The 17927-nt window shown below is 68.6% G+C and carries 18 protein-coding genes; 13 read left to right on the top strand and 5 right to left on the bottom strand.

All coding sequences use genetic code 11. The features are described from left to right. Window positions 1–124: 124 nt before the first annotated feature. Window positions 125–1024: an FAD-dependent oxidoreductase gene (locus tag ACFQEV_RS06430; protein WP_379693808.1), complete on the bottom strand. Its 900-nt coding sequence runs from the start codon at window positions 1022–1024 to the stop codon at window positions 125–127. A gap of 167 nt (window positions 1025–1191) precedes the next feature. Between ACFQEV_RS06430 and ACFQEV_RS06435 the strand changes: the two genes are divergently transcribed. The 3 genes from ACFQEV_RS06435 (at window position 1192) to ACFQEV_RS06445 (ending at window position 2798) form a co-directional block, all read left to right on the top strand. Next, window positions 1192–2112, top strand: a complete 921-nt coding sequence (locus ACFQEV_RS06435) for a DUF7551 domain-containing protein (RefSeq protein ID WP_379693810.1) — start codon at window positions 1192–1194, stop codon at window positions 2110–2112. Between the two features lie 117 nt (window positions 2113–2229). Further along, window positions 2230–2397 carry a hypothetical protein gene (locus ACFQEV_RS06440; protein WP_379693812.1) on the top strand — a complete coding sequence of 56 codons (168 nt, stop codon included), beginning with the start codon at window positions 2230–2232 and terminating at the stop codon, window positions 2395–2397. A 26-nt stretch (window positions 2398–2423) separates the two neighbouring features. Next, the gene (locus ACFQEV_RS06445) at window positions 2424–2798 is read left to right on the top strand and encodes a metal-dependent transcriptional regulator (protein WP_379693814.1); all 375 of its coding nucleotides are present in this window, start codon (window positions 2424–2426) and stop codon (window positions 2796–2798) included. A gap of 39 nt (window positions 2799–2837) precedes the next feature. Here the strand turns inward: ACFQEV_RS06445 and dpsA are convergent, their stop codons facing one another. The 3 genes from dpsA to thiE form a co-directional block, all read right to left on the bottom strand. After that, window positions 2838–3368 carry a DNA starvation/stationary phase protection protein DpsA gene (gene dpsA, locus ACFQEV_RS06450; RefSeq protein WP_379693816.1) on the bottom strand — a complete coding sequence of 177 codons (531 nt, stop codon included), beginning with the start codon at window positions 3366–3368 and terminating at the stop codon, window positions 2838–2840. 165 nt (window positions 3369–3533) lie between these two features. Then, window positions 3534–4358 carry a hydroxyethylthiazole kinase gene (gene thiM / locus ACFQEV_RS06455; RefSeq protein WP_379693818.1) on the bottom strand — a complete coding sequence of 275 codons (825 nt, stop codon included), beginning with the start codon at window positions 4356–4358 and terminating at the stop codon, window positions 3534–3536. Then, a complete protein-coding gene (thiE, locus tag ACFQEV_RS06460) occupies window positions 4358–4999 on the bottom strand; it encodes a thiamine phosphate synthase (protein WP_379693820.1) in 642 nt (213 codons plus the stop codon). The genes thiM and thiE overlap by 1 nt, the downstream gene beginning before the upstream one ends. 390 nt (window positions 5000–5389) lie before the next feature. On the opposite strand from thiE, the gene ACFQEV_RS06465 reads away from it, so the two are divergent. From ACFQEV_RS06465 to ACFQEV_RS06510, 10 genes are all read left to right on the top strand, one after another. Then, window positions 5390–6625, top strand: coding sequence for an MFS transporter (locus ACFQEV_RS06465; protein WP_379694561.1), 1236 nt, complete (start codon window positions 5390–5392; stop codon window positions 6623–6625). 85 nt (window positions 6626–6710) lie between these two features. Continuing rightward, window positions 6711–7247 (top strand): hypothetical protein, encoded by a 537-nt coding sequence (locus ACFQEV_RS06470; protein ID WP_379693822.1) that lies wholly within the window; start codon window positions 6711–6713, stop codon window positions 7245–7247. A gap of 80 nt (window positions 7248–7327) precedes the next feature. Then, entirely contained in the window at window positions 7328–7537 is a 210-nt protein-coding gene (locus tag ACFQEV_RS06475; protein WP_379693824.1) for a hypothetical protein, read from the top strand. Window positions 7538–7660: 123 nt separating this feature from the next. Then, window positions 7661–10780 (top strand): FAD-binding and (Fe-S)-binding domain-containing protein, encoded by a 3120-nt coding sequence (locus ACFQEV_RS06480; protein WP_379693826.1) that lies wholly within the window; start codon window positions 7661–7663, stop codon window positions 10778–10780. 125 nt (window positions 10781–10905) lie between these two features. Then, window positions 10906–12042 carry a pyridoxal-phosphate-dependent aminotransferase family protein gene (locus ACFQEV_RS06485; protein WP_379694564.1) on the top strand — a complete coding sequence of 379 codons (1137 nt, stop codon included), beginning with the start codon at window positions 10906–10908 and terminating at the stop codon, window positions 12040–12042. Between the two features lie 110 nt (window positions 12043–12152). Continuing rightward, on the top strand, window positions 12153–13049 hold the full coding sequence (locus tag ACFQEV_RS06490) for a winged helix-turn-helix domain-containing protein (protein WP_379693828.1): 897 nt from the start codon (window positions 12153–12155) through the stop codon (window positions 13047–13049). Window positions 13050–13174: 125 nt separating this feature from the next. Then, window positions 13175–13429, top strand: coding sequence for a hypothetical protein (locus ACFQEV_RS06495; RefSeq protein ID WP_379693830.1), 255 nt, complete (start codon window positions 13175–13177; stop codon window positions 13427–13429). A 76-nt stretch (window positions 13430–13505) separates the two neighbouring features. Then, window positions 13506–14150: an energy-coupling factor ABC transporter permease gene (locus tag ACFQEV_RS06500; protein WP_379693832.1), complete on the top strand. Its 645-nt coding sequence runs from the start codon at window positions 13506–13508 to the stop codon at window positions 14148–14150. Then, complete coding sequence (locus ACFQEV_RS06505; protein ID WP_379693834.1) at window positions 14147–14449, top strand: PDGLE domain-containing protein; 303 nt, start codon at window positions 14147–14149, stop codon at window positions 14447–14449. Before ACFQEV_RS06500 ends, ACFQEV_RS06505 begins: the two co-directional genes overlap by 4 nt. 163 nt (window positions 14450–14612) lie before the next feature. Next, entirely contained in the window at window positions 14613–16112 is a 1500-nt protein-coding gene (locus tag ACFQEV_RS06510; RefSeq protein WP_379693837.1) for a S8 family peptidase, read from the top strand. A 5-nt stretch (window positions 16113–16117) separates the two neighbouring features. Here the strand turns inward: ACFQEV_RS06510 and ACFQEV_RS06515 are convergent, their stop codons facing one another. Beyond that, window positions 16118–17863, bottom strand: coding sequence for an AMP-binding protein (locus ACFQEV_RS06515; RefSeq protein ID WP_379693840.1), 1746 nt, complete (start codon window positions 17861–17863; stop codon window positions 16118–16120). Window positions 17864–17927 lie beyond the last annotated feature (64 nt).

Below are 17927 nucleotides of genomic sequence, written 5' to 3' on the forward strand. Positions count from 1 at the left end.
AGGACGCCCGGTACCGGAGTGAGAGGAGAGAAGTCAGCGGGGAGAGTGGAGGGCCGAAAGCGGCGGCGGGCCGAAGCGTTCGAGGGGGACCGCCCGTCGAGGGAGTCGCGACCGTCGGAGACGGTCAGTCGTCGGCATCGGCGTCGCCCGCGCGGGTTCGCCCGCGGAGGTACGCCTCGATTCGGTCGTCGGGGATCCGTTCGAGGAGTCGGTCGTACCCGCGTTCGGCCCGGCGGTCGATGTCGTCGTCGGGGACGTACGCGCCCAACCTGCGTTCGACCTCCGCCTCTCGGAGGTCGGCCAGTTCGTCGCCGTCGAGGGGGTGGTCGTCGGGCACTCGGTCGTCGAACCACTCGCGCCACCGGTCGCGGGAGGCCCACTCCTCGGCGCGTTCGGCCTCGGGGCGGACCCAGTCCCAGTGGGCGGCGAGTTCCTCGGGGTACCCCGCCTCGCGGCGCACGTCCGCGATGAGGTTCCGGGCGATACGCGCGCCGTGACCGGCCGAGAGTATCGCCTGCGCGTTCGCCTCGCCGGCGGGCGCGGCGACGTAGAGGCCGTCTATCGGCGTCCGCCCGTCGGCGTCCGCGTAGTCGGGGTCGAACCGCTCTCTCGTCTCGCCGAGGTGTTCCGTCGTCGTCGTCATCGCCTCCTCGTCCATCGCACGCAGGTACGACCCGTCGTACCGCGCCGCGGCGACGACTCGGTCGGCGGTGACGGTTCCGCCCTCCTGCGTCTCGACGACGAACGCCCCCTCCTCGCGGGTCACCGACTCGACCATCTCCGCGCGGAGTTCGCACCCGGCCTCCTCGACGTGGGCGTGCAGCAACTCGTAGAACGCGTCGATTTCGATACCGGCGGGGAAGCCGGGGTAGTTCTCCAGATACGCGCACCGACGCAGCGAGGAGTTCCCCCGGTCGAAGACGACGGTGTCGAGGCCGTACCGGGCGGTGAAGACGCCCGCGGAGCATCCGGCGGGACCGCCGCCGACCACGACCACCTCGTAGTGCCGTCGTTCGTCGCTCATAGTTTTTGGCTGGCCTAAAACATCATAGTAGTTTCGGGAAGCGCACTCGTCGCGGCGATGACGTACTTATTTATTTTAGGCCGTCCTAAAACGGCAACGATGAACTCGGAGGTGGCGCGACTGCGACCGACTGCCGGGAGCGAAGTCCGACCCTCGGAGGGTCGGTGATGGTCGGCCGGTCACTCCGAGAGATACGGGACCGCATCGACGAACTCGCCGCCGCCGACGGCCGGTACGGCATCGTCTGCGGTCGGACGGGCGAGCGAATCGTCCCCGTCGCGGACGCCCGATTCGAGGACCGCGCGGCGGCGGCGTCGGCGGCGAGGTTGGCCGAGGAGTACCGGGCGGCCCTCAGGCGGTACGACCCGCGGGTGATGGTCCACGACCCCATCGTCTGCGAGGCGTCCGCCCCGTCCGCTTCGGAGGCGGACCGGACGACGCCGCCCGAACCGACGGCGGGGGGCGTCGTCCCCTCGGAACTCGTCGAGTTCTGCCACGACGTCGCCGCCGCCGTCTTCGAGGCCCTCTCGGTGCACGGGTACCGAACGGTCGAAGACGCGGTGATGGACTCGTACTTCGACGCCGCCGAAACCGTCGCCGACAGGCACGAACTCTGCGTCGCCCTGTTGCGGTGCATGGCGCGCGACATCGACGACCACCTCTCGCCGACGGAACAGGCCCGAGTCCTGGAAACCGCGGCGGCGACGCTCTCGGCGGTGGACTCCTCGGACCGCCCGGTGGAGGCCGCCCTCGCGCGCCTCCGGGCAAAGTCGGTCGTGGATGTCTACGAGGTGGAGACGGTCGAGGCGGGCGATTCGGGGGGCGCGGTTCGCCGCATCACCCTCGACGGCTACAGACTCCGCGACGACCGGCGGACCGTCCCGACGCTTCCGTTGGTGATCGAACTCCTCAGGGACGCCGACGGGCGGCGTCGGTCGGACGGGCGGACGGGATTCGGCGACGGTTACCCGTCTCTGTCCGTCTCCGAGGAGTCGGACCCCGCGTCGTCCCTCCGCGTGACGGTGACGGTGCGCAGTCGCGACCGGCCGCGCGGGTTGGCGTCCGTCCGCGTCGGCGACTCCGCGTGACCCCTCACTGCGCGCCGACCGACGAACGCGTCCGCGGGACTGATACGTCCGAACCCTGTACCGTCGTGGCACGGAAGACCGAACGTTTTTATTTTAGGTCTGCCTAAACAACTCTCAATGGCGACGCCTCCACTCTCCCAACCGGAGGACGAGCGGTCGAACGAATCAGACGAAGAGACCGAAATCGGCGTTTGCGAAGGCTCTCCCGGGACGTACGTCTTCATCGAGTCCGGAAACTCCGACGGCTGGATAGGGACCGATACGGTCGTGGAACCGCGGGAGTAACTCGGCGGGCCCAGTCCCACGCCGAGATGGTCCCCGACGCGCGGTATCTCCTCGCTATCCGTAGACTGCGACCGAACGAGACGGCGCCCGTCTCCACCGGGTCGATAGCCGCCGAACTCGGTCGGTCGCCCGCGGCGGCGACGGAGATGGCCGAACGACTCGACGAACGGGGGTTGGTCGACCACGAACCGTACGAGGGAGTCGTCCTCACCGAAGAAGGGGAGTCGCGCGCGGACCGACTCGCCCGGACGTACGAGATCCTCTGTCGCTTCTGTCGGGACGTCCTCCGCATCGACGAGTACGAGGCGGAGGCGTCGGCACTCGTCGGAACGGTGAGTCCGGACGTCGCAGAACGGTTGGCCGAAGTGCTTCTCAGCGACGAAATCGACCCGTCGCCGTGACGGGTCGGAGTGGACCGCCGAGTTCCGTCGCAGGTCGCTTTACTGCTTGAGGGAGTCGTCGGCGAGGTAGTGCTCGATGACGTGAGCGTGCTCCTCTAACTCGGTCAGCTGTTCGCGGAGCATGTGGGCCGTCGTGTGGTCGCCCAGCCCCTCCGCGAGGGTGATGTGCTCGCGGTAGCTCTCGATGATGTCGCCGTACATCTCCAGGTCGTTCTCCATCGAGGTGCGGACGTCGTAGACGTCCTCGTCCTCGGGTTCGACCGTCGCCGCCTCGGAGAGGGCGGACATGCTCGCGTGGGGGACGCCGCCGAGCGTCTGGAGGCGTTCCGCTATCTCGTCTGCCGCCTCCTCGACGTCCTCGTACGCCTCCTGGAAGAACCGGTGGAGGCCGAGGTGTTCGGCGCCCTCGACGTTCCAGTGGTGCTTGTGGAGCTGGTGGTAGAGGACGTACGCGTCCGCGAGGTCGGTGTTCAGCGCGCCGATTATCTGTTCGGCTTTCTCCCGTTCGAGGCGAACGGGGTTGTCTTCGATGCTTCCTGCTTTCCGGGTGGCGGTCTCTTGGGAACTCATCACTCCGTCGTAGGTGCCCGGAGTACTCAAACCTTACGCTTACTCGACATGTTTTCGCCTCGCCTAAAAATTAGCCCGTCGCTCGTCCCCCTCCCGCCCGGCGATTTCCCCGGTATGTCGGACTTCCGAGAAGAGCGGGTCGGACGACGCGCTCTCGGGGGTCGGTCACTCGGTGGCGACGGCCTCGATTCGGTCGCCGGCGTCGGCGTCCTCCCCGTCGAAATCGGCCACCGCGTCGCGGAACGCCGTCTCGAAGCTCCCGGGGCCGGCGTAGTCGCCGTACTCGCCCGCTGCGGCCGCCTCGCCCGCGAGGCCGAACGCCGCCGTCCCGGCGAGTGCCGCCTCCGCGTCGTCGCCCAACGCGCCGGCGAACACGGCGAGTGTGACGCCGAGCATGCACCCGGTGCCGACGACGGTGGAGAGCATCTCGTGGCCGACTTCCACGCGGTACGCCTCCTCGGCGGTGGCGACGATGTCCACCTCGCCGGAGGCGACGACGACGGCCCCCGTCTGGTCGGCGAGTGCCGTCGCGTTCGCGGCGATGTCGGCGTACTCGCCGACGGACTCGACGCCCCGGACTTCCGCGTCGTCGCCCGAGAGGGCGGTTATCTCGCCGTAGTTGCCGTTGATCACGGCGGGTTCGAGTTCGGTGACGAGGCGTTCCGCGACCCGGTCGCGCGTCGGCGTCGCGCCGACGCCCACGGGGTCTACGACAACCGGGACGCCGTGTTCGTTCGCCGCCTCGCCCGCGGTCACCATCGCCTCCTCGCCGCGTTCGCTCACGGTCCCCATGTTCAGGAGGCATCCGTCCGCGATGGCCACCATGTCGCTCACCTCCCGTTCGTCGTCGGACATGACGGGGAGGCCGCCCCAGTGGAGGGTCACGTTGGCGACTTCGTTGACCGTCACCACGTTCGTGAGGCAGTTGACCAGCGGTTGCTCCTCGCGCACCGTCGAGAGGGCGTCCGCGAGGTTCACGTCGGGAGTCATCAGCTCGCCCTCCCTTCGCGGACCGCGGTCGCGAGACGGCGCGTCGCCTCCTCGGGGTCGTCCGACCCGGCGATGGCCGAGATGACGGCCACCCCGTCCGCCCCGGCGGCGGCCACGTCGGCGGCGTTCTCCGGAGTGATGCCGCCGATGCCGACGACGGGCACGTCCACGGCGTCGGCTATCGCGGCGACCGTCTCGGTGCCGATTTCGGCCTCGTCGTCGTCCACGTCCTTCGAGGACGTCGAGAAGACCGCGCCGACGCCGAGGTAGTCCGCGCCCGCCGCCTCGGCGTTCCGCGCGCCTTCGACCGTCGAGACGGACCGGCCGACGACGCCCTCGGGGCCGAGTTGGTCGCGGGCCACCGAGATTGGCAGGTCGTCATCCCCGAGGTGGACGCCGTCGGCGTCGGCGGCGACGGCGATGTCAACCCGGTCGTTGACGACGAAGAGGACGCCCGCCTCGGCGGTTATCCGCCGGAGTTCCCGAGCGAGTTCGTACCGCTCGCGGGCTGTCGCGTGCTTCTCGCGGAGCTGAACGGCGTCCACTCCGCCGGCGATGGCCGCCCGGACGACGTCCGCCGTCGAACGGTCGCCCGAGAGGTTCGTCTGCGTGACGAGGTACGTGTCCACCTGTGTATTCATTGGTTGTAACAGTGAGTGTCGAGCGGTTCGGCAAAACTGTTGTGCCGTCGTCGTTCGGCGGTTCGGACGCGAACCACCCCGCTCGCCCGAACATCGAGACGTGAGACTCGCCGCCGCCGCCGGGATGAGGGGACGCGGGGACGCCGGAGCGCGGGGAAGCCGGCGAATCGGGCGGCGTACCCAAACCCTTTAGAGAAAATTCGGCCAACAATCGGGAATGCACGTTAGCGGCGGCGTCTCCGTCTCGACGCCGTTACGGGGTCCGTTCTGGAAACCGCGGGCGAGTCGGGCCGCCGGGGCCTCCACTCCGGCGCGAGCAGTACCGCGAGTACGCCGCGGAGAGCGCGTCTGAGGTCGTCTCTCGTGTCAAAAGCGGGTCCCATCGAGCGACTGTCGAACCGCGTCCGCGGGGCCGCGAGCGAACGGTCCGTCGTCGTCGGGGCGGTCATCGTCAGCACGTTCTTCATCGGCTTCGGCGGCGGCGTCATCTTCCCCATCCTGCCGAACCTCGGCGCGGTGCTCGGCATCTCGCCGTTCCTCGTCGGTCTCATCCTGAGCGCGAATCGCTTCTCTCGGCTGGTCGCCAACGCCCCCGCGGGCGTCCTCGTGGACCGAATCGGGACGCGGACGCCGTTCGTCGTCGGGATGTTCGTCCAGGGGTTCGCCACCTCCGGGTACGTCGCCGCGATGCTCGCGCCGTTCCCCGCGGGGTGGTTCATGGCCGCGCGCATCCTCTGGGGCGTCGGCAGCGCTCTCGTCTTCGCGACGGCGTACACGATAGCCGCCGACGTGAGCACCAACCGCTCCCGCGGCGCGAGCATGGGCCTCATCAGGGGCGGCGTCCTGTTCGGCTTCCCGACGGGCGTGGTGGTCGGCGGCGTCGTCAGCGAGTTCTGGGGCACCGTCCCCGCGTTCGCCGTCGCCACCGTCTTCGCGTTCTTCGCCAGCGTCGTGGCGTACGCGACGGTGCCGGAGACGCACGTCGAGGAGCGCTCGGGGAAGTCGGTCAAGCCGTGGGACGTGGACACGAGCCTCCCCGCGTTGACCGTCGGCGCGGTGAACTTCGCCGTCCTGTTCGTCTACATCGGCGCGCTGTTCGCCACGCTGGTGCTCTTCCTCGACCGGAACGACATCGGGGTGTTCGGGTTCGACTCGCAGGGGTCGTCGGGCATCTTCATGGCCGTCACCGTCGTCGCCGCGGGCGTCTCCATGTACCTCGGCGGGTACGTCAGCGACCGGCGGCAGTCGCGCGTCCCGGTCCTGCTCGTGTTCCTCGGGACGACGTCGCTCGGCTTTCTCCTCCTCGCCTTCGCGGACTCGGTGGCGACGCTGGCCGTCGCCTGCCTCTTCGTCGGCACCGGACAGGGCGGCACCAGCGGACCGTTGATGGCCCTCCTCGCGGACCTCGTCGCCGACGACCGGATGGGTCGCGCCGTCGGCACGAACAACGTGTTCGGCGATATCGGCGGCGGATTCGGCCCGATAGTCGCTCTCCCGTTGATAGAGGCGGTGGGCTTCTTCCCGGTGTACCTCGCCTGCGCGCTCCTCCCCCTCGCGGCCGCCGTGTTGCTCCTCGGCGGCGTGCGCCGGGAGACGGGGCAGTTCGTCCCGAACGTCGAGTTGTGAGGGTCGGCGCGACTCGGGCGTCCGAGGGCCGGGTGCGCCACCGTCCGCGGAGTGTGGTGCGTCCGTCGCACCTCGAGGACAAAGGATGAGACAGTTATACTTGGCCGCCCTCCGGCCGACAATGAACACGTCCGACAGTTCGACGGCCTCGTGGTCCGCGAACGACTCCGAAGGGCCGACGAGAGCGCTCTCGTACGCCGGCGCGGGCCTGGCCGTCCTCGTCGCCCTCCTCCACCTCCTGCACCCGAGTCACGGGATGGTGGAACTGTTCGCCGCGCTCAACGGCGATTGGCGACTCCTGCAGTACGACCCCCGCCCGGTGGCGTTCGTCCTCTCCGGAACCGCCCTCCTCGTCGGCGTCTCGCTGAGTCGCAACGCGCGGGACCGACGGCCCTACTACCTCGCGGGGATGCTCCTGTCGGCCCTCTACGTCGTCGGCTACTTCGCGTGGCACTTCACCGGCCACGGCGGCTTCCTCCCGGGACGCGAACCGCTCCTCCACGGCCTCTCGCCGATGGAGAACGTCGTCTCCCACCTCACGACCGACCTCTGGGCCGCCGCGTCGAAAGCCGCCGAAATCGGGCTGTTCACCGTCCTCGCCGTCCTCTACGCCGAGTCCTGAGCGCACCGTCGCCGGTGCCCCCCTCCGTCGGGCGTGTCGGTCTCGGAACCATTTTATATCGAATCTCCCGACGCCCGACCGTGTCCGACTCCGAGATACAGCGGTCGATTCGCCGGGGCGTCGCCCTCCTACTGATACCGTTGTCTTCGAACGGTCTGCCCGAGTTCGTCGCGTGGACCCTCCCCGGCGTCTCCAGCGCGTTCGGTGCCGTCGCCTTCGTCGGTGCGGTCCTGTACCTCGTCGTCAGCGTGACGAGACAAGTCCACGCGGCGGCGGATACGCCCTTTTGACCGCGGGAGGAACGCGGTTCGAGTGCGGGTCGGCGGGCGGTACTATCCTCGGCCGACCTGAGGGTGCGTACCGTTCGCACACGGCACACAGTTTTATCAGAACCCACATGATAATTCATCCTAATGGCCTCCGAGGAACGCCGACCGAAGACGCGGTACGGGCACAGCGCCGAGAGCGCCGATTCGCACGACTTTCAGGCATTCCAAGCGGCGGGCGATTACGACGTCAAGGACGTAGCGGAGTACGCGGACGTGGCGTCGGATCTGCGCGACGCCGTCTCGGGCGAGGTTCGGTTCGACGAGTACGCGCAGGTGTTGTACGCCACCGACGGGTCGATATACGGCGCGCGCCCCGCGGGCGTCGTCATCCCGCGCGACGAGGATGACGTTCGGGAGACGGTCCGGATAGCGTCCGAGCACGGCGTGCCGGTTCTCCCCCGCGGCGCGGGGTCGTCGCTTGCGGGACAGACTGTCGGGCCGGGCTGCGTCGTCGTGGACTTCTCGAAGTACATGGACGAGGTGGTGGAGATAGACCCCGAGGGGCGGACGGCGACGGTCCAACCCGGCGTCGTACAGGACGACTTAGACGACAGACTCTCGGAGTACGGTCTGAAGTTCGCACCCGACCCGGCCTCCTCGAACCGAGCGACGGTGGGCGGCGGCATCGGGAACAACTCGACGGGCGCGCACTCGGTCAGGTACGGCATCACCGACGCGTACACCGACGAACTGCGCGTCGTGCTGACCGACGGGTCGGTGATCCACACCCGCGACGTGGTGGTCGGCAGCGAGGAGTGGGACGACATCGTCTCGAAGGACGACCGGGAGGCGCACGTCTACGAGACGGTCCGCCGACTCGTCGAGGAGAACGAGGCGGAGATAGACGAGCGCTACCCCGAACTGAAGCGGTGCGTCTCGGGCTACAATCTCCACAAGGTCGTCTCCGAGAACGACGACGGCGAGACGGTGATGAACCTCACGAAGCTGTTCGTCGGGAGCGAGGGCACCCTCGGCGTCGTCGTGGAGGCCACCGTCTCTCTGGTGACCGTCCCCGAGGAGACGGCACTCGTCCTCTACGCGTACGAGGACCTGGTGGACGCGATGGCCGCGGTGCCGGACGCGTTGGAGTTCGACGTCAGCGCGGTCGAACTGATGGACGACGAGGTGTTCCGAATGGCCGCCGAATCCGGCGAGTACGCGCAGTACGTCGAACCCATCCCGGAGGGGACGGCGGCCGCTCTCATGCTGGAGTTCGACTCCGAACTCCACGACGACTTCGAGGCGGCGGTGCGGGAGACGAACGACCACTTCCTCCGGGGCGAGGGGAGTCCCGACGGAACCGTCGCGGGCGGACGCGCCTTCGAGGCCATCGAAGCCTACACCGAGGAGGCGCAGGCCGACATCTGGAAGCTCCGGAAGGCGGCGATTCCGCTCCTGATGTCCCTGGAGGGCGACCCGAAGCCGTACCCGTTCATCGAGGACGCGACGGTGCCGCCGGAGGAGTTGGCCGAGTACGTCACGGAGTTCGAAGCGGTGTTGGCGGACCACGGCACCTCCGCGGCGTACTTCGCGCACGCCGGGAGCGGAACGCTCCACATCCGGCCCATCCTGAACCTGAAGGACGCGGACGGAATCGAGACGATGCGGGGCATCACGGACGACGTGACCGACCTCGTTCTCGACCACGGCGGGGCGTTCTCGGGCGAACACGGCGACGGCCTCGCCCGGACGGAGTGGAACCCGAAGATGTACGGACCGGAGCTGTGGTCGGCGTTCCAGGAACTGAAGACGGCGTTCGACCCGGACTGGCTGATGAACCCGGGGAAGGTTGTCTACCGCGAGGAGGACCCGACGGACATGCGCGACCACCTGCGCTACGGCGCGGCGTACAGTTCGCTCGAACCGGCGACGACGCTCGACTTCGAAGAGGAGGGCGGGTTCTCCCACCTCGTCGAGTTGTGCAACGGGTGCGGGACGTGCCGCCAGACGGGGTCGGACACGATGTGTCCGACGTACCGCGCCTCGAAGGACGAGGCGGAGACGACCCGCGGCCGGGCGAACATGCTCCGCGCGGCGATAAGCGGCGACCTGCCCGAAGACGAGATGTACTCCGAACGCTTCCAGCGGGAGATTCTGGACCTCTGCGTCGGGTGCAAGGGCTGTAAGAACGACTGCCCGACGGGCGTGGACTTAGCGAAGTTGAAAGCCGAGGTCAAACACGAGTACCACCGCGAGGAGGGGTCGTCGCTCCGCGACAAGGTGTTCGCGAACGTCGACCTCGCGGCGCGGGTCGGAAGCGCCCTCGCGCCCCTCTCGAACGCGGCGTCGAAGGTGCCCGGCGCGCGGGCGGCGATGGAGAAGACGCTCGGCATCGCCGAGGAGCGAGAACTGCCGACGTTCACCCGCGACACCTTAGAGAAGTGGATGCGAGAGCGGGAACCGGCCGTCTCGGAGGCGGAGGCGGATCACCGCGTGTTGCTGTTCCCCGATACCTACACGAACTACTCGTACCCGAAGGTGGGGAGAGACGCCGTCCGCGTCCTCGAAGCGGCGGGGGTCCACGTCCGATTGGCAGAGAACGTCGCTCCCAGCGGTCGCGCGGCGTTCTCGATGGGCTTTCTGGACGTGGCGCGCCGGCGCGCCGCGCGGAACGCCGCCGAACTCGCGCCGTACGTCGAGGACGGGTGGTCGGTGGTGTTCGTCGAACCCTCCGACGCCGTGATGTTCCAAGACGAGTACCTCGACCTGTTGGACCGCGAGTCCGTCCGTACCCTCAGCGCCGCCTCCTACGGCGTGTTGGAGTTCGTGGACGCGTTCAGACTGGACGAGGAACTGACCGCCGGGGCGGACGCGACGGCGGCGGCCGGACGGAACGCGGCAGTCGCTGACGGCGGCCCCGCGGAGACGCTGTCGTACCACGGCCACTGCAACCAGAAGGCGCTGAACAAGGACCACCACGCCGTCGGCGTCCTCCGGAGGGTGGGCTACGACGTGGACCCCATCGACTCCGGATGCTGCGGGATGGCGGGGTCGTTCGGCTACGAGGACGAACACTACGACCTCTCGCGGTCCATCGGCGAGATACTGTTCGCCAAAGTCGATGCGAGTCGGGGCGACACCGTCGTCGCGCCGGGGACGTCCTGCCGGACGCAACTCGGCGACAGGGAGGGCGCGGAGAAACCGCCCCACCCGATAGAGAAGGTGGCCGAGACGCTCCCGAACGCCGACCGACGGCCGACGTGAGGGCCGCAGACGGCGGCGCGGAACGCTTCGAACCGTCCGCTTTTATCCCGTCCGGGGCGAGGTAGTGACAGAGTATGACGGACGCACCAGAGGTCGGAGAGTTGACGCCCCCGAACCGCACGTTGATGGGCCCCGGACCCAGCGACGTCCACCCACGCGTCCTCCGCGCGATGTCCACGCCGTTGGTCGGCCACCTCGACCCCTCGTTCATCGACATCATGCAGGACGTGCAGGAACTCCTGCGCTACGCGTTCCGGACGGACAACGAGTGGACGATTCCCGTCTCCGGTACCGGGTCGGCGTCGATGGAGGCGGCCATCGGCAACGTGGTCGAACCGGGCGAGACGATGCTCGTCCCGACGAACGGCTACTTCGGCGACCGCATGGCGTCGGTGGCCCGCCGCGCCGGCGGCGAGGTGGTCACCGTCGACGCCCCGTGGGGCGAACCCCTCGACGCCGCCGACGTGCGGGACGCCTTCGACGAACACCAACCGGACGTGTTCGGCTTCGTCCACGCCGAAACCTCCACGGGCGTGAAGCAACCGAACGTCCCCGAGTTGACGAGCGTCGCCCACGACCACGACGCCTACGTGATAGCGGACACCGTCACCTCCCTCGGCGGCGTCGAGTTGGAGGTGGACGACTGGGGCATCGACGTGGCTTACGCCGGCCCGCAGAAATGCCTCTCCTGTCCGCCGGGCGCGAGTCCGTTGACGCTCAACGACCGCGCGATGGACAAGGTGCTCTCCCGCGAGGAGGACCCCCGTTCGTGGTACCTCGACATCTCGCTTCTCGAGGGCTACTGGGGCGAGGAACGGGCGTACCACCACACCGCGCCCATCACGAACGTCTACGCCCTCCGGGAGGCCCTCCGACTCGTCGCCGAGGAGGGTATCGAGGAGCGTTGGGACCGGCACCTGCACGTCGCGGGCGCGTTGAAGGCCGGCGCGGAGGCGATGGGCCTCGGACTCAACCCCGACGACGAGTTCTGGCTTCCGAGCCTCAACGCCGTCCTCGTCCCCGACGGCGTGGACGCGGACGCGGCCATCGACTACCTCCTCGAAAAGTACGACCTCGAAATCGCGGGCGGCCTCGGCGCACTGTCGGGCGACATCTTCCGCATCGGCTGCATGGGCCACTCCGCGCGGCCGCAGAACGTCTCGTTCCTCCTGACGACGCTCGGCGAGGCGTTGGAGGCGCAGGGCGCGGACGTGGACGTGGACGCCGGCCTCGCCGCGATGCGCGAGGCGTTGGGCGAGTAACGCCGGCCCCTCCGACCGTCCGCCGACCCCGCCGTCGTCCGTCGTCTCACATTTCGAACAAAAATACGACTTAGCGAACACTTTAGATTCGACGCTCCGTCCGTCCGAGCATGAGCAGGGCGGACGGACTCCAATCGTGCGACGACTGCATGGAACCGGCGGACGCCTTCTCGCTGGTCGGCGACGAGACGCGACTGTCGATTCTGGAGGCGTTGTGGCGACTCGACGGGCCGGCGCGGTTCTCCGACGTTCGCAACGAGATACAGATGCGCGACAGCGCGCAGTTCAACTACCACCTCGGGAAACTCACCGGGCAGTTCGTCCGGAAGACCGACGAGGGGTACGAACTCCGAACCGCCGGTCGGCGCGTCGTACAGGCCGTCCTCGCGGGGTCGTTCACCCAACACCCCCGCCGGGAACTCGACATCGACGACCCCTGCGTCCGGTGCGGGGAGACGCTGACGGCGCACTACGAGGACGAGATGCTGTGCATCGACTGCCCCGCCTGCGGGCACGGCCACGGCGAGTACTCGTTCCCGCCGGGCGGCCTCCACGACAGGACGGACGCGGAGGTTCTCGACGCGTTCGACCAGCGAGTGCGCCACCTCAACTGCCTCGCCAAGGACGGCGTCTGCCCCGAGTGCAACGGGCGCATGGAGACGACCATCGAACGCGGCGAGGAGTGCTGCCTCGGCGGGACGCTCAGGGCGAGTCACGTCTGCCGCCAGTGCGCCCACGAACGGTGCGCCGCCGTCGGGTTGGCCCTCCTCGACCAGTCCGCCGTCGGCAACTTCTACGCCGACCACGGCGAGACGCTGTCGGACGTGCCGTACTGGCGACTCGACTGGTGCGTGAGCGACGCCCCCGTCACCGTCGAATCGACCGACCCGTGGCGACTGCGCGTCGATATCAAGATAGCCGACGAGACGCTCCGGGTCACCGTCGACGGCGACCTGAACGTGGTGGAGACGACGCGCGAGTCGGCCGAGTCCCCGCCGAGCGTCTGAGCGGGTCGGAGCGGCGATTCGACCCTCGCATCAGAATCTCTACGTATCCGCGTTTCAGTAATCCCCGCTACAAAAATGTAATTCAGATTATGATTATGGGGTCGGCGGCCGTCTGTCTACCTGTGATGAAGCCGCTTCCACCGATTCCGACCGTCGAAGCGTACGACCGAACAGTTACGGCGCGGAGCCTCGTCGTCTCGTACCTCCTCGTCGCCGCGGTTCCCCTCGCGTTGTGGGCCGCGAGCGAACTGCTACCGGCCCTCGTCGCGGTGACTGCCGCGGCGGCGGCGGTCACCGCGGGTCGGAGACTTCGGCGACGCGAACCCGCCCAACGTCGGTACCTCTGCGTGCCGCACACGCCCGTCTGCGTCGAACTCTGAGGTCCACGGCGGACGAAACCGACCCTCGAAACAGGAGCATTATTTATCGACCTGCCGTCTGTCGGCACGAATACAGATGCACATTCTCACCGGAATGCTGAGTACGTTCGTCGCAACGCTCTTCGCCGTCGCCTCGACGGGCGCGGTGGGCGAGGCGTTCCGCCGCGCGCGGGGGACCCTCTCGGGGGAGCGAGCGAGACTGTTCGCCCTCGCGTCGGCGACGATATTCGCCGCGCAGATGTTGAACTGGCCGATTCCCGGCGGGACGAGCGCTCACTTCGTCGGCGGCGCGTTGGCGGGCATCCTCTTGGGCCCCGCCGCGGGCGTGGTGGCGATGACAGTCGTCGTCGCCGTCCAAGCCGTCGTGTTCGCCGACGGCGGACTGGTCGTCCTCGGCGCGAACGTCTGGAACATGGCCGTCGTGAACGTCCTCGTCGGTTACGCGGCGTACCGCGTCCTCGCAGGCAGAAACGAGACGGCGGCCGTCTTCGCCGCCGGGGCGGTGGGCGTCACCGCCGCCGCTCTGTTCGCGGGACTCCAACTCGGCGCGTCCGCCGCGTTCGACTACCGCCTCGCCGAGACGGTTTCGACGATGACGCTCTCGCACGCCGCGTTGGGCCTCACGGAGGGACTGCTGACCGTCGGCGGGGTTCGGTTCTTCCGCGCCGTCGGCGCGCCCGCCGCGTTCGGCCGCGACGCCGAGGAGGAGGTGGCCGCGTGAACGTCGACGCCGCGTGGACGCGGCGAACGCTCCTCCTCGTCGGGTGCCTCGTGGCGCTCTCGCCGCTTTTCGCGTGGGCGGCGGGCGTCGTCGGGTACGCCGAACCGATGGGGAACCTCGCCGCGCGGTTCGGCGCGGAGGCGCACGTCTACCGGACGGTGCCGGGCCTGTTCCCGGACTACCGCGTCGCCGGCGTCGGACCGTACGCCGGGACATTCGTCTCCGGCGTCGCGGGCGTCGCCGTCACGTTCGCCGCCGCGTTCGGCGTCGGGCAGTTACTCGCCGCCGAATCGCCCTGACTCCGCCCGCACTCGCGGAGCGCTCGTCCGGAGTTCGCCCGTTCGAGGCGGGCGGCGGTACCGCCTCCCCGAAACGTTCCGTTTTTCGTCACGTGAGAACATCCACCACAGATTGGTGTCAACGAGAACGAATTTGTTACCTTCCGTCGAACGGCAGCGTGGTATGTCTAACCACAGCAGAAGGGGTGTCCTCAAAGGTATCGCGGGTAGCGCAGTCGTCCTGAGTTCGATGGGCGTGGCGAGCGCGGCGGACGGCCGCGCGGAGTACGTCGTGACCGCGCCCGGCGGCGGGGCGCGCAAGCGCCTCGAACGGGAGGGAATCGAGATGCGGGGCGAAACCGCCGACGGCGACGTTCTCCTCGTCGCCGCGGCGTCCCGGTCGGCGGTGGCCGACGTGGGCGGCGTCCGCGCGGTGGAACCGAACGAGCGGTATCGTCCCGTCGGCCCGGCGTTGCGGGAGACGGCGGCGTCGGTGGACGACGAGTTGGCCGACCTCCAGTGGGACAAGACGGAGGAGACGACGGGCGCGTTCGCCGCCCACGACGCGGCGACCGGCGAGGGTTCGACCGTCGCCATCATCGACACGGGGATCGACACGACGCACCCGGACCTGCGGACGCGCGCCGGGCGCGGCGGACTGTTCCGCGCGGACGGCGAGACGAGTCCGTCGGGCGACTCGTTCGTCCCCGGCGATACGACCATCGACGCGAAACTCCCGCAGGGATTCACCGACGGGAGCGCCGAGGAACTCGAACCGTACGTCTACCGCGGAGCGCCGACCACCCGGGAACAGGCGGCCGCCGACGACGTGCAGTCCCACGGGAGTCACTGCGCCGGCATCGCCACCGGGAAGAACGACGGCACGACGGGAATCGCCGGGATGGCACCCGACGCGGACGTCGTGCCCCTGCGGGTGTTCTACTGGGCGGAGATGACCGGCTACGTCCACGAACGCGACGACGGGACGGAGGAGGAACTGACGGTCACGACGCTCTTCACGACGGACTTCGACATCCTCAGCGCCATCGGCTACGCCGCGGACATCGGCGCGGACGCGGCGAACATGAGTCTCGGCGGCGGCGTCGTCAAGGGGTCGGCCCACAAGTCCGGCGAACACGTCGCCTACCAGACCGTCGTGCAACGCGCCGTCCAGCGGGGAACCGTCGTCACCGCGAGTGCGGGCAACGCCGAGTCGAACCTCCAGCAGGGGGGCTACTACACGCTCCCGAACAGCGTTCCGGGGGCGGTCAGCGTCAGCGCGACGGGGCCGACCAACGAACTCGCGTTCTACTCGAACTACGGAACCAGCGACGTGGACGTGGGCGCGCCCGGCGGCGGGTACGAGACGTTGGAGAAGTCGCTGTCCGACGACACCGAGTACCCCTACCCGACGAACCTCGTCCTATCGAGCGTCCCCGCGGAACTGAACGGGGGTGCCGAGTACGACTGGTACGCCGGAACGTCGATGGCCGCGCCGCAGGTGGCCGGGTTGGTGGCCCTCGTTCGGGAGGTGAACCCCGACCTGAACGCCAAGCAGGTTCAGCAGATAATCGAGCGAACCGCCCGCTTCAGTAACGGGTCGAGCAGTCCGGAAATCGGCGCGGGCATCGTCTACGCGCCGGACGCCGTCGAAGAAGCGTCCCGGCGGACGGGCGGGAAGTAAGACGGTCAGGCCGCCGGGTCCGCCGTCCGGTCGCGGAGTTCCGTCCGCCGGATCTTCCCCGTCACCGTCTTCGGGAGGTCGTCGACGAACTCTATCTCGCGGGGGTACTCGTGGGCGGCGAGTTCATCTCGGACGTGCTGTCGGATTCCTTCTTTCAGGTCGTCGCTCGGGTCCGCGTCGTCGGTGAGGACGACGTACGCCTTGACGATGTTCCCGCGTTCCGCGTCGGGTTTGGGGACGACGGCCGCCTCCGCGACGGCGGCGTGTTCCCCGAGTGCGCTCTCCACCTCGAACGGGCCGATGCGGTAGCCCGAACTGATTATCACGTCGTCGGCGCGCCCCTCGAACCAGAAGTAGCCGTCCTCGTCCACCTGCGCCAAGTCGCCCGAGAGGTACCACCCGTTCTCGAAGCAGTCCTCCGTCTTCTCTGGGTTCTCCCAGTACTCTGCGAAGAAGCACGGGTAGCCCGGCCGTTGGGCTATCTCTCCGGTCTCGCCGGGGCCGAGGGGTTCGCCCGTGTCGGGGTCCACGACGGCCGCCTCGATGCCGGGGAGGGGTTTGCCCATGCTGCCGGGGCGCACCTCCATCGTCGGGTAGTTATTGATTATCATGTTGCCCGTCTCCGTCTGGCCGTAGGTGTCGTGTACGGTGACGCCGAGGGTATCCTCGCCCCACTCAACGACGCCCGCGGAGAGGGGTTCGCCGATGGAGAGGGCGTGGCGCAGATCGAGGTTGACACCGTCGAACGCCTCCTCGTTGGCGCGGAGCATCCGGTAGGCCGTCGGGACCGAAAACAGCACCGAGATTGGGTACTCGTCCAACAGGTCGGCCCACGTCTCGGGGTCGAACTCGCCCTCGTAGGTGAACAGCGTCGCGCCCCAGAACCACGCGCCGAGCGTGTTTATCGGGCCGGTCAGCCACCCCAAGTCGGCGGTGCTCCAGTAGCAGTCGCCGGGTTGCAGGTCCACGGCGAAGCGTTGGGTGGCGGCGACGCCCGCGACCCAGCGGTGTTTGTGGAGGACACCCTTCGCGGGGCCCGTCGTTCCCGACGTGTAGTAGAGGAGGGCGTCGTCCTCGCCGGAGGTGTCGGCGGCGTCGTACTCACGACTCGCCGCGGCCGTCGCCTCGGCGAAGTCGACGTCGCGAGACGCAGCCTCGCGGGCTGCCGAGGTTCCCTCGGCAACGTCGTCCGACTTCGGGGCCGTCTCCTCGTCGGTCTGCGTCAAATCGCCCGCCGAGGGTTCTTCGCCCCCGCCGACGACCACGACGCGTTCGACGGAGGGAGCGTCTTCGAGGGCGCGTTCGATGGTCTCGCGGTTCTCCGCCGTCGTCACGACCACCTTCGCGTCGCAGTCGTCGAGGCGGTAGGCGATGCCGTCGGGGCCGAACCGTTCGTTGACGCTCCCCCACACCGCGCCGCGTTTCAGCGTCCCGACGAGGGCGACGTAGTGCTCCGGCCGCCGCGGCATGTACGAGAACACCCGGTCGCCGGGTTCCGCGAGGTCCTCCAGCACGTTGGCGAACCGGTTCGACCGCTCTTCGAGCTCCCAGAACGTCAGCGTCTCGCGTTCCCCGTCCGCCCCGGCGTAGTAGAGGGCGACGCGCGACCGATCCTCGGCGTGCCTGTCGCACACCTCGTGAGCGATGTTCAGCGAATCGGGCGCGTCCCAGTCCGCCTCCGCGTAGACGTCGTCCCACTCGAAGGACTCGCGGAGTTCGTCGTAATCGTGCAGGTTGTGTTCATCTGACATGGTTCGACGTCTCTCCGAACTATAATTAACTTTTTATCAGGATTCACGAACGACCCGGCCGAAC

Origin of the sequence: Halopelagius fulvigenes (assembly GCF_042662625.1) — an archaeon.
GTDB lineage: Archaea > Halobacteriota > Halobacteria > Halobacteriales > Haloferacaceae > Halopelagius > Halopelagius fulvigenes.